Origin of the sequence: Enterococcus sp. DIV0682, assembly GCF_051712685.1 — a bacterium.
Classification (GTDB): Bacteria; Bacillota; Bacilli; order Lactobacillales; family Enterococcaceae; genus Enterococcus; species Enterococcus faecalis.
This window is the reverse complement of the sequence record NZ_JBIOPK010000001.1, coordinates 2,646,947-2,659,533: the sequence shown is the minus strand read 5'-3', so window position 1 is coordinate 2,659,533 and position 12,587 is coordinate 2,646,947. Positions and strand designations below refer to the sequence as shown.

At 40.1% G+C, this 12,587-nt stretch carries 10 protein-coding genes; all 10 read left to right on the top strand.

Translation table 11 applies throughout. The annotated features are described in order from the left end of the window. The first annotated feature begins 97 nt into the window (after nt 1-97). The 10 genes from IGK96_RS12860 (at nt 98) to IGK96_RS12815 (ending at nt 12,496) form a co-directional block, all read left to right on the top strand. Nucleotides 98-4,957 carry a hypothetical protein gene (locus IGK96_RS12860; RefSeq protein ID WP_161975127.1) on the top strand — a complete coding sequence of 1,620 codons (4,860 nt, stop codon included), beginning with the start codon at nt 98-100 and terminating at the stop codon, nt 4,955-4,957. Between the two features lie 19 nt (nt 4,958-4,976). Next, a complete protein-coding gene (locus tag IGK96_RS12855; protein ID WP_010713699.1) occupies nt 4,977-5,366 on the top strand; it encodes an LPXTG cell wall anchor domain-containing protein in 390 nt (129 codons plus the stop codon). Beyond that, on the top strand, nt 5,323-6,057 hold the full coding sequence (locus IGK96_RS12850) for a WxL domain-containing protein (RefSeq protein ID WP_002354838.1): 735 nt from the start codon (nt 5,323-5,325) through the stop codon (nt 6,055-6,057). The genes IGK96_RS12855 and IGK96_RS12850 overlap by 44 nt, the downstream gene beginning before the upstream one ends. A 4-nt stretch (nt 6,058-6,061) precedes the next feature. Then, nucleotides 6,062-6,862: a WxL domain-containing protein gene (locus tag IGK96_RS12845; RefSeq protein WP_002385162.1), complete on the top strand. Its 801-nt coding sequence runs from the start codon at nt 6,062-6,064 to the stop codon at nt 6,860-6,862. Then, nucleotides 6,863-7,621: a WxL domain-containing protein gene (locus IGK96_RS12840; RefSeq protein ID WP_002383195.1), complete on the top strand. Its 759-nt coding sequence runs from the start codon at nt 6,863-6,865 to the stop codon at nt 7,619-7,621. A 106-nt stretch (nt 7,622-7,727) separates the two neighbouring features. After that, nucleotides 7,728-8,807, top strand: a complete 1,080-nt coding sequence (locus IGK96_RS12835) for a DUF916 and DUF3324 domain-containing protein (protein ID WP_162780858.1) — start codon at nt 7,728-7,730, stop codon at nt 8,805-8,807. A 104-nt stretch (nt 8,808-8,911) separates the two neighbouring features. Next, a complete protein-coding gene (locus IGK96_RS12830) occupies nt 8,912-9,397 on the top strand; it encodes a hypothetical protein (RefSeq protein ID WP_002354843.1) in 486 nt (161 codons plus the stop codon). Beyond that, the gene (locus IGK96_RS12825; protein ID WP_002354844.1) at nt 9,372-10,853 is read left to right on the top strand and encodes a helix-turn-helix domain-containing protein; all 1,482 of its coding nucleotides are present in this window, start codon (nt 9,372-9,374) and stop codon (nt 10,851-10,853) included. Before IGK96_RS12830 ends, IGK96_RS12825 begins: the two co-directional genes overlap by 26 nt. A gap of 236 nt (nt 10,854-11,089) precedes the next feature. Further along, complete coding sequence (locus tag IGK96_RS12820; protein ID WP_002372752.1) at nt 11,090-11,587, top strand: RNA polymerase sigma factor; 498 nt, start codon at nt 11,090-11,092, stop codon at nt 11,585-11,587. 24 nt (nt 11,588-11,611) lie between these two features. Next, complete coding sequence (locus IGK96_RS12815; protein WP_010776191.1) at nt 11,612-12,496, top strand: RsiV family protein; 885 nt, start codon at nt 11,612-11,614, stop codon at nt 12,494-12,496. Nucleotides 12,497-12,587 lie beyond the last annotated feature (91 nt).

Genomic DNA, 12,587 nt, shown 5'->3' with positions numbered 1-12,587 from the left:
TTTGAAATTAAGAAAATATCTTTAAAAAAATCAGAAGAAAACTTCGTATACTTGAGCCATAGGTTGGTTGTGGAAAGTTTACTTCGAGGGAGGAGTGATGAAGTTAATGAAAAAGAAAATCGCTGTTTTATTGGCAACTTGTTTACTTGTACAACCATTTTTATCTGTTTCAGCGTGGGCGATTGAAGGGGAGCAACAAACGGAACGTACGCAGACACAGCCAAAAACAGCAGAAACCAGTACAAGTGAAGCAACAAAAGAAAGCAGCGCACATTCTACAGAACAGTCATCAATGACGGAATCTAGTGCTATCACAGAAAAAGTAACCACCTCTTCCACAGAAACAAAACCAAGCGAAGAGCAGAAGCAAATCACCTTGACCTTTGAAACAACGGATCAAGCTTTGTTTCTAAATGATGCCAAAAGTTATCAAGTGGTAAAAGAAAAAAATCAGCCACTTCGGACAGAAGAATTACCAAAATGGGCGAATAGTGAGGAAAATGCGACTTTCGTTGGCTGGTCTTACCAAGGAAAAACATATACAAATGAAGAACTTCTTCAATTAGAGTTTTCAGAAGATACACAACTTACGGCTGTCTTTAAACAGAAACTGACACGCATGGCCAGAGCTATCTCAGTTGATCAGTCCATTGCGGACACAATTGCCCCTGCAGATAAAACAAAAGTGATTGTTGTGCCAAGTCCTGCAGGAGATGGAGCAGCGTACAAAGAATATGCATCGACAGAGGCTGGCTTGAAAGAAGCCTTGTTTGATTTGTATCAACAGGGAAACAATGGCGATTTCACTCTTTATATAGGAAACAATATTACGACGAGTGCGGCGACCACCGCTAAAGTGATTCCTGACACCGTTACGGCAAGTAATATGACTTTTTACGCCTTGCAAGGCAAGGTCAATCATTTAGTGATTACTGGAAACAGTGCGGATCCGATTAGTATGGATCAAACGGCGCCAACGGGTTCTAAGACGTTAGGATTTAATCAAAATATCTTTTTTGGCTCAAACATCACTTTGAGAAATCTAAACTATACAGGTACGAATATGTATTTAAATGGTTACAGTTTGAACTTGAATGGTGGCTCTAGTGGAAACGGTCTGACCGTATACGGTGGAACGGATACAGGAGATGTTTCAGGAAACCCAACTTTAACAGTAAATAGTACAGGTACAGGGACATGGAATTTCTATGGCGGAAACCAAAATGGTGGTAATTTAGCTGGAAATCCTACGATTGTTATTAACAATACACGGAGCGGACTAAATACATTAAGTGGGGGCGCCAATATTGGGACAGTGACTGGGAATACTTCATTGGTTGTCAATGATTCTGGTGGCAGAATTGCTTCAATTTATGGGGGCGGTTATGGAACCAACGCAACCAACACAGCGAATGTTACTGGTAACGTCTCAACAAAGGTTGCAATTACGAATGCTGCTACAGGTTTCCAACTAAGTACGTATTATGGCGGTGTTCAATACGGAAATATTGGTGGAAAAGTAACAAACGATATTTCTGGATATGGCCGTTGGTATACAGCGGGACAACGTTTTATTGGTGGCTCTTCCCGCGGCGATATAGGAACGAATCGTGTGACTGATGGAATTACTACAAATTTAAATACACAGTTGTATAGTGCGGGTCGTGCAGATTTTGAAGGAGGCAACCAATATTCTGGAACGATCATCGGAGATATTACGAATGTGGTTACAGCAGGAACGAATACCGCTGGTGGTATTAATGATTTTAACGGCGGTGCTGGTAACAATGTTTCGAAATTTAACAAGAGTCAAATTGGGGCCTCAAATGAAGCAACGTATGATGCTTATACACCACAGCAAAGAGCAGAATTAGCCAAATCGGCAGCAGCTTTTAAAGTTCTCGGAAATATTTCTTCTAAATTAGTCAGCGGTTCGTTTAATAATGGTGCAATTTACTCAACTGCAGCTGGCCGCGGCGGTTATATCGAAGGAAATACAACAATTGAAGTGGGAACAGCGAATGGTGATGGGTCTTTAGGTGGCGATGGTATGGCTTATTCAGGCGCAAAACCGACAAGCTTAGATTATTCAACGACCAATAAAAGTCGTGGTAATAATTCAGGTTGGGATATTGTTGGTGGCGGCGGCTATCCTGCTAGTAATGATACTTGGGATATCTATATAAAAGGAGATACTAAGACTGTTTTAAATAATACCATTGCTCGCTGGACATATGGTGGCTCTTTTTCAGGTGTCGTTGAAGGCAATACTTCTAACACATTGAATGGCGGGATTGCTGACACATTAGAAGGAACAGGCTATCAAGCAGCTCGAGTTTATGGAAACGGTCAAACAATCGTTAATAATGGTCAAGTCGATTGGTTTCTTTCAGGCGGTGGCTGGAATGATGCCAAAAATGTTGGGAATGTCGGTGTAACGGTTTATGAAGGAGTAATTAATGCTTCGATGGGCGCTTCTTATGGAGCAAGCGGTGGCCATACAATTACTGGTAATTCAGACAATCGCATCTACGGAGGAAATTTCTCAGGAACTCCTCGGACAGGCGCGAACGGTTTTTCAGGTGGGATTACCAATGCGGGCTCACTTCTTGGAAATGCCAAACTCTTAATTGATTTAAGAAATTACAACGGAGAGTTTAAGTTGCCTGGTAATACCTACATTACTGGTGGTCGGCCCTATGGTCAAAATACGACACTAGGAACGGATGAATCAAACACAATTACTTTAAATATTTTCACTAAAACAGGTGTGGAATCTTTAAATGGGGCCAGCATTTACGGTGATGGTGGAACCAATGCTGCGTATACCAAGAACGGCAAGATTACAATGAATATTCAAGCAGCGGGTTCTAGTATTGGAAATTTATATGCGACACAGTATTCCAATATCAGTGGCGGAAAAATCTTACGTGATGTTACCGCAAATGTTCAAGGTGCAGTTAGTATTAACGGTTTATCCGGTGGTTCATCAACAGATAATTTTACTAATGCAATTGTGAATGCTAGTTCAAATAAAGTGGCCTTTAACTTTGGGACTAACGTTGACGGCACCAATAACTATCAAACAGAACCACTAAATGCGACAGGCTTAGGCGTTGTCAACTTTACGGAATTAAATGTCACCAATGGCATTAAATTAATGGCTAATGGTGGGAACATCAAAAATGGCGTTTCTGCTACTGCCGCGAATCATAGTACGACTTACAATGAATTCGGATCAATTCATCTATCTAAAAACGCTGGAATTGGAATCACCAACACAGCCAATTTAATTTCAGCTAGCAAACTAACGGTTCAGGATCATGCAACATTAGAAACAATTCCTGGTACAGGTAAAGTAAACATTGCGGATTTTGAAGCTGTCGATCCAACAAAAGATGAACTTTTATGGATTAAACCAACGACAGATACAACTGCTTTGGTGGATAGCACAGGGACTTGGTTTGGAAATGTCAAAGCCTATCAGGTCTTGACGATTAATCCAACGGTCAATAATGCTACAAAACTTACGCCAACAACGTTTCATGGGATTGAAAAAGCGACTGGAAAAACATTTATTGGCGATAACGATGTGACCAAGGGCGCCAATGGCTATGGAATAGCAATTCCTGGCTCCATCATCGATTACGAAGTGGAAACGCCTGGGATTGTGGCAGGTGCAGGTACTATTTCTCATGATGTAAAAGAGGTCAAAGCTGGCAATGCGCCGTTAACCTTACAAGCGTGGGGCACCGAAGTAGCTGGACAAAAAGTTCAAAAAGGACGTTTGATGATTCCGACCTCAAGTGCTTTAACACCAACCCTAAGCTTCCTTCCTGACGAAGTAACAGGTTCTTGGTTGCACCAAGGAACGGTTAAATCTAGTGAAGTTGGGAGCGCGATAGAGCAAATTCCAGAGCAGAAAGATACCACCCCGCTTTCATGGAAAGCGACGAATATGAACTACAGTTATCAGGTGAAAGTTCAATTTTCAAATAAAGTGGAACTTTCAGGGCAATCGGTGATTGTCACAGAAGATGAGGCAGCGCAACTAACGACTGTTGATAAAGTAATAGAAATGCTTGGCGCAAAAGGTCGGCCGTTTTTCAAAACCTCATTAAAAGAGACGGATTTACCACAAATTCAAGCGCCGTTAGCAGAAAAAACTGTATCGCGGACACATGATATTCAATTAGAAGCAGGGACGTCAGGAGATAATTTGCAAAACAAAACGGTTCATTTAGTTGTTGTGAAAAATGAAAGTGTCCTTGCCAAAGATCGTTCGTTTGCTTTGTATGCGACAAGTGCGCATTTGAAATTAAAAGAAGCAAATGGCTTAACGAATTCAGACGAGTTGGCACAATGGACACAAGCAACGGTGATTTTCGCAGATGGTCGGGCCAATCAAACACCAAGTCTTGATGCCGCAACCTTCCAAGCCGTTCAGCAAGCGAAACCAGAAGAATTAGCCAAAACGGTGCCAGCCAATTATCAATTTACAGAAGCTGGTGAAACGTTAAATAAAAAAGTCAATGTGTCTATTTCAGGTGAATTAACGTTAGAAAAAGTACCTAAAACAATTGATTTTGGCAAACAAAAAATTTCTGCCAAGCCAGAAGTTTACTGGCCAACTCTTTCAGATGATTTAGTCGTTCAAGACACACGCGGGACAGAAAGTACGCCTTGGAAACTGAATGTTCAGGTAACGAATCCCTTAACGAACGGCACAGATCAATTGGAAGATTTGTCATTGGTTACAGACAAAGGAGAATTTTTACTCAATAAAGGAGACACGGTTGTTACAGAAAATGAAGGCTCAGGTTCAGGTAGTTATACAATTAACCAAGGTTGGGGTGCGGCAAACCAACGGGGAATTAAACTATCTGTGCCAGTCGAGAAACAAAAAGTTGGCGAATTCAAAGGGACATTGTCATGGTCATTAGTTATGGCGCCATAACAAGGAGGAGAGAAGTGAGATGAAAAAATACCTTTTGCTTAGTTGTTTTTTAGGTCTTTTCAGCTTCTGTCATTCAGACACTGCGTTTGGGGAAGCAGCTTATGAAAATAGTGGTGTTGTCTCCTTTTATGGAACGTATGAATATCCCACAGAAGAGTCGACAACAGCGACTAGTAATTCTTCCACAACGACCGAACCCACCAAGCCAGCTGACGGAGGCGCTTCATCCGTCCTTTCTTCTGGCGTATATGGGTCGCGACAAGGAAGATTACCAGCGACAGGTACCACCAATCAAGGACCATTTATTTATTTGGGAATCAGCCTTATCACTATAGGCATATTATTTATTAAAAGGAGAAAAGAAGATGAAAAAAACAGTATTAGCAGTAGTAGGGATTGTAGGATTTAGCGGTGTCCTAGCGACACAACAAGCATTTGCGGAAGATATTAACGTGAACTATACAAGTAATGGCGCCATTACATTTGAACCAGATACAGATCCAACGAAGCCAGTTAACCCAACCAATCCAGATGAAAAAGTTGAACCAGAAGATCCAACTGACCCAACTGGACCAAAACCAGGGACTGCAGGCCCCTTATCAATTGACTATGCTTCAAGCTTTCAATTTGGCGCCCAAAAAATCACTTCCGATACGAAAGATTATTACGCACAAATTCAAACATTTAAAGATGGAACAACAGGTCCCAACTATGTTCAGGTAACGGATAAACGTGGGACACAAGAAGGCTGGACGTTAAGCGCTGTACAAAATGCGCAATTCAAAACAGCCCAAAATGAAGAATTAGTTGGGGCCGCTTTGTCGATTGCCAATGCAGGTGTGACATCGATTGTTGATGCCGCATACGCGCCAACACCAACAGCAGCACATACCTTTGTTCCTGGAACAGAAGTAGAATTAGTCAAAGCAGAAGATGGCAAAGGAATGGGGACTTGGGTCTATCGTTTTGGGAAAGATGCGACAGAAGGTGCTACTGCCGTGAAATTAAATGTCCCAGGTAAAGCGATTAAATTAGCAAAAGAATATCGTACGACCTTAACATGGACATTGAAATCTGTACCAACGAATGTTGGAGGCTAAGTAAATGAAAAAAACAGTCGTCTACTCCTTGTTATTCGGAACAATGTTGCTTGGCGCCACTGTTCCTGCTGAAGCGGCGACGGTCGTTTTTGATAGCGAACAGTCGATTGTTTTTACCCCAAGCACAGATGGGACGGATCCAGTAAATCCAGAAAATCCCGATCCAGAAAAACCAGTTCGACCAGTCGATCCAACGAATCCTGATGGACCTAATCCAGGTACCCCTGGGCCGCTTTCCATCGATTATGCCTCAAGTTTGGATTTTGGGAGTAATGAGATATCGAATAAGGATCAAACGTATTTTGCCAGAGCGCAAACCTATAAAAATCCAGATGGTTCAGCAAGTGAATTGGCAACTGCTAATTATGTACAAGTAAGTGATTTACGGGGAACCAATGCTGGCTGGGTTTTAAAAGTGAAACAAAATGGTCAATTTCGTAATGCAGAAACATTACACAAAGAATTAACAGGCGCCACCGTCGCCTTTACTGAGCCCAGTGTGCGCTCAAATGCGACGGACGTATTGCCGCCAACTGCTACCGCAAACATTCAATTGGATGCTGCAGGCGCAGAAACTGTTGTCATGCAAGCCCCAGAAAAGACCGGCGCCGGAACGTGGATCACGCTGTGGGGGCAAGCAGAAAAAGTGACCGAAAAAAATCAACAAGGACAGCAAGTAAATGCCACAATCACACGGGCAATCTCACTAACTGTTCCCGGGAAAACCCCTAAGGATGCAGTACAATATAAAACAACATTGACTTGGCTACTTTCAGATGTACCAGTAAATAATGGAGGGAAATAAATGAAAAAGACAAAAGTAATGACATTGATGGCAACCACAACTTTAGGCGCACTAGCACTTGTACCAATGAGTGCATTAGCAGTCGACGGTGGTGAATACCAAACAAACGGAGCGATTCAATTTGCACCAAATACGAACCCAACGAATCCAGTTGATCCGACGAATCCAGACCCGGATAAACCAATTACGCCAGTTGATCCAACTGATCCGACAGGGCCTAAGCCAGGGACAGCAGGTCCGTTATCCATTGACTATGCATCTAGTTTATCTTTTGGGGAACAAACGATTACCTCAAAAAATATGACCTACTATGCAGAAACACAAAAATACAAAGATAACGCTGGTGCCGACCAAGAAGGCCCAAACTTTGTTCAAGTCTCAGATAATCGTGGGACTGAGACAGGTTGGACGTTAAAAGTAAAACAAAATGGTCAATTCAAAACTGAAGCCAACCAAGAACTAACAGCGGCCAAAGTAACTTTAAGCAACGGACGCGTGGTTTCAGCTTCACAATCTGCAAAACCAACGACAGCGCCAGCTACGATTGAATTAAACCCAACTGGGGCTGAATCAGTGGTCATGGCTGCTGGCGATAAAGAAGGTGCGGGTACGTACTTAATGAGCTGGGGCGATAGTGTAGATGCCGCTAAAACAAGTATTTCATTAGAAGTACCTGGTTCAACCACAAAATATGCGAAAAAATACACGACAACTTTTACTTGGACTTTGACAGATACACCTGCTAACACAGGAAACTAAGAACGACAGCATACACGCAAGATCGGGATATAAGTCAAAAATTTTTTGGCTTATCTTTCGGTCTTTTGGTGCTTATAATACAACAAAGAATGACAGACATAGGAGAATGAATATGAACAGATGGAAAGTATATGCAACGGTAATCGCTTGTATGTTATTTGGCTGGATTGGCGTGGAGGCGCACGCTTCTGAATTTAATTTTGCGGTCACACCAACAATTCCCGAAAATCAAGCGGATAAATCAAAAACCTACTTTGACTTAAAAATGGCGCCTGGTGCCAAACAAACCGTAGAAATTCAGTTACGCAATGATACAGATGAAGACATTACCATTGAAAATACGGTGAACTCAGCGACAACAAATTTAAATGGCGTAGTAGAATATGGCCAAAACGGGATCAAACCTGACAAAACTTTACGCTTTAACTTAAAAGATTATGTGGAAGCACCGAAAGAAATCATCTTGCCGAAGCATTCCCAAAAGACCTTACCTTTAACCATCACGATGCCTAAAGATTCTTTTGATGGCGTGATGGCTGGCGGTATAACACTCAAAGAGAAAAAGAAAGAAACCACGACTTCTGCGGATCAATCAAAAGGGTTAGCTATTAATAATGAATACTCCTATGTTGTGGCTATTATTCTTCAGCAAAATGAGACAAAGGTTCAACCAGATTTAAAATTACTAGGGGTTAAACCAGGCCAAGTCAACGCGCGAAACGTCATCAATGTTTCTTTACAAAACCCACAAGCGGCCTACTTAAACCAATTACATTTAATCAACACTGTTTCAAAAGGAGGCGAAACGCTTTACCAATCCGATACTGAGGATATGCAAGTGGCGCCAAACTCTAACTTTAGTTACCCAATTTCTTTAAAAGGGGAACGATTAACGCCAGGGAAATATGTCTTGAAATCAACAGCCTATGGTGTAAAAGATGAAAAGGGCACCTATCAAGTCAAAGGCGCCAATGGTGAAGAACGGTACCTGTACAAATGGGAATTTACAAAAGAATTTACTATTTCTGGGGACGTCGCTAAAGAATTAAATGAAAAAGACGTAACCATTAAAGGAACCAATTGGTGGTTGTATCTACTGATTGCATTAATCATTCTAGCGCTGCTCTTATTGATTTTCTTCTTGTATCGTAAAAAGAAAAAAGAGGAAGAACAACAATCTGAGTAATAAAAAGGGCTATCTATTGACAAAAAGGGTTTTCCTTGTAAAAGTAAAGGTACTTTTACAAGGAATTGCTTCCCATAAAGTAGAGGTAGAGAGAGTGAGAAGCCATGAGAAAAAAGTATCTTTTTTTATTTAGTTCTTTGCTAATTTTTACGGCTGTCGAAATAGAACCAATTCAAACATTGGCGACACCTATTTATAATCCCTTAGAACCAACGGAAGAAATTCAACCAAAACCAGAATCAATCACCCCTCAGGAAAAGTCAGAACCGGAACAACCTGCGCCGACCCCTCCGGAAGATCAAAAAACAACGGTTCCTTCTGAAGAAAAAAAGCCTTCACCCAAGAAAAAAGACAAACCTGTGGAGAAACCGGCAATGTCAAAAGAAAAAAAGAAACAAACAAAAGAAACAACGGCTCATCCCCTACAAGTGAATAAAGATTTTGTCTTTCCTAACGGACTTGGTGCAGGCGGCGATGAAGAATCTGAAAGCTATTTAGCAGCGGTTGGGTACTTTCTTTCAGGAAATGGATTGTATGGGAAAAAAATGGATGTGAGAGAAGTCTATGATATTGATGATGTTTTTAAATAAAGTGGATAAAAGAAAAATCGCCTTATTTCAGTTACTGGAAAATGCACCGATGTTAACAGAGTCAAAAGAAACCGTAATGCAGGAGTTAGAATTATCTGAATTTATCGTGAACAAAACGGTCGCTGAATTAAATGCCGATTTTATTGAATTTGGTTTATCAGAGGATTTTCAAATTGTGAGCGATGGTATTTTCTTAACGCTTAATGAATCAGGAACGGAAACTTCCGCTACTTTGATTGATTGCTATATTAAAGAGTCGTTACGTTTTGCTATGTTTCAAGATTTCTTTTTTCAGCGTTTTGATTCTGTAAATGAGTTTGCTTTAGAACACTTTGTTAGTCACACATTGGCTTATAAGGAGTTCAAGGAATTAAAGAAAATGCTGGAAAATTATCAAATTACAATTAATAAAGAATTTCACTTGGTGGGAAATGAAACCAATTTACGCGAAGTAACAACACTGGTTTTTTTACAATTATACCAACGTGATTTTTCATTGTACGGTAAAAAAGTTTTAGAGCAGATTCGGAACTTTGAGCTATTTTTTTCTGAGAAGGTTCATCTTAATCAGCGTGCGGGCTATGCACAAGCTAAATGTTTTCATTTTTTGGCGGTTTCTTTAGTACGAACGCAGCAACAGTTTTATGTAGAGAAAAAAGTAGATTCGCAAGTGTTAAAACAATTAGCCGGTGACAATCAGCAGAATGTTTTCAATTGGTTAGAGAGTCTTCAAGTCCCAGAACCACAACGAACAAACGAAGGCAATTATTTACTCTTATTTTTAATTGCTGAAGAGTGGCTTCAAGTAGCTTCTGCAGCACTTTGCCAAAGATTTGCAGAAATTCAACAATTGAATCGTGACTTGTTAAGCTATTTAAAAATACAATTTCAGCTTTCCGAGGAAGTCCTGCAAGGTTTTGAACAAAAAGTAACAATCGTACATTTTAAATTGTTCCATTTTCCAATAGAAGCAAACTATAGTTATCGCAAAATGGATATAACCTACTTTGCAGAAACGTATACAGAGTATTTTTCTGCTAGTCGACAATTTATTCAAGAACAAAAAACGAATCCCGCTGTTTGGGATGCCAGACAGTTTTTATTTTATCGGTATCTGTTGTTAATGGTGGATGCGTTACCATTGAAAAAAGTTTTGGCTCCGATTACATTGTGTGTCGACTTTTCCTTTGGTGAAGCCTATAATCGTATGATACAAAAAAATATTGAAAAAATTACGGAATGGAATATCATTTTCAAAGCACATGTAGATGAAAGTGTACAATTAATTTTATCGGATATTCATTTTGTCGATTGGCCTGAGATTACCCAAATTATTTGGCTAGCGCCACCACGTCCTGTTGATTGGTCGCATTTTATTAAAACGCTGAGTGCACTAAGACCGCACTCGGGAGAAGAAAACAAGGTCGGGACAGCACCGCTTAGCTCCGAGAAATAAGAAGAAATTTCCGGAAATTGTTCTTTAATTTTTGGATAATTTCGGCTTATTTCCGAAGGAGCTGGTTCTGTTCCCGCCGTTTATCAGATTTTGAGCGTGAAGCAAAAATCCAAAGTGATTTTTGTACCACGCTTTTTCTTTTAGAATATAAAAATTAAAAATAATAAAAAAGTTGAAACTTTTTATGCTTGTGATTCGTCTATATAAGTGTACAGGAAAGGAGGTTCCAGAAATCGATGGTTTTCGATGGTTGGAAAAGAAAAAAACAAATTCGCGCGTTAGAAACGCTTGTGGATACCAAATATGAAAAAATGTATCGCATTGCCTTTAACTATACACATTCGAAAGAAGATGCCTTGGATGTGATTCAAGAAAGCTTTGAAAAGGCACTGAAGGCCATCCAAAAAGGACCCGATATTAATGATTTTGACGCGTGGTTCTTTCGAATTCTGCTTTCTGTAGCGACAGATTATTGGCGTAAAAAGAAACGAGAAGCTGTTCATATTGAAAAAGATGAACATGTGTTAGCCCTTTTAAATAATCCCCAACGCAGTTTTTTAGAAATTGAAGAAATTATTAATCAATTAGATAGTCCCAATCGTGAAATTATTCTATTAAAATTTTTTGAAGGATTTACGCTAAAAGAAATCGCTTTGATCCTGGATATTAACGAAAACACGATTAAAACGAAGATGTACCGCAGTTTGAATGAACTCCGAAGTCTATTGAATTAGTAAAAGAAAGGAAGCGAAAAAATAATGGAAGATTTTGTAAAAAGTGTTGTTAAAAACTTTTCAAAAGAATACCGCCAACAACCGTTGCCAACGGATCTACAAGCGGAAGTCAAAGCGCGTTTTCATAAAGAGAAAAAGCGGTACACCTGGCTTCGTTTTAGAAACCGCTCACTGCAAAGTAGTCTAGTAGTGGCTTGTGGCTTTGTCTTATCAGTCAATTTGTTTCCAGGTTTTAGTGAAGCAGCCCGCAACATTCCTGTGTTAGATAAAATTGTTCAATTAGTCACCATCAAAACGTTGACAGCGAAAAAACAGGAAAGTGAAGTAAACATCGATGTCCCTAAAATCCAAACATCCCAAGAATCTTCAGTAGCCGACACGCTCAACAAAAAATACTTGAAAGAAGCCCAAACAGAATTTCAACAAGTCAAAGGGCAATTGTTTGATGGTTCTCGTGTTTCAGTCACTGGAGATTATGAAAAAGTTGTGGACGACCGTCGCTTCCTAGTGGTCAAGCGAACCTTCACAGAAATTAAAGGCAGTTCTGCGACGACAACGAAATATGACACCATCGACAAACGAGCCAATGTTGTCGTTTCACTCCCCTTAATTTTTAAAAATGATTTTTACATTGATGTCATTAGTAGTGAAATTAAACAACAAATAGCAGACCAAATGAAGAACGATAGCAATAAAATATACTGGTCCGAAAAAGAGGATGCCCCCAGTGATGTTCAACCCTTCAAAAAAATTAAAAAGGACCAACCTTTCTATATCAATGAAAAACACCAATTAGTGATTGTGTTTTCTCAAGGAGAGATTGCGCCTTACTATATGGGCACCCCTGAATTTGTGATTCCTAATCAAGTCATTGAGAATGAATTGGCAGCGCCTAATTATTTAAAATAAACTCAGTAAAAAACACGCGACATTTCTTAAAACTGTCGCGTGTTTTTTACTGACCTAACCAAGTCAGTTGCGGTTTTACTGAGAGAAGCGT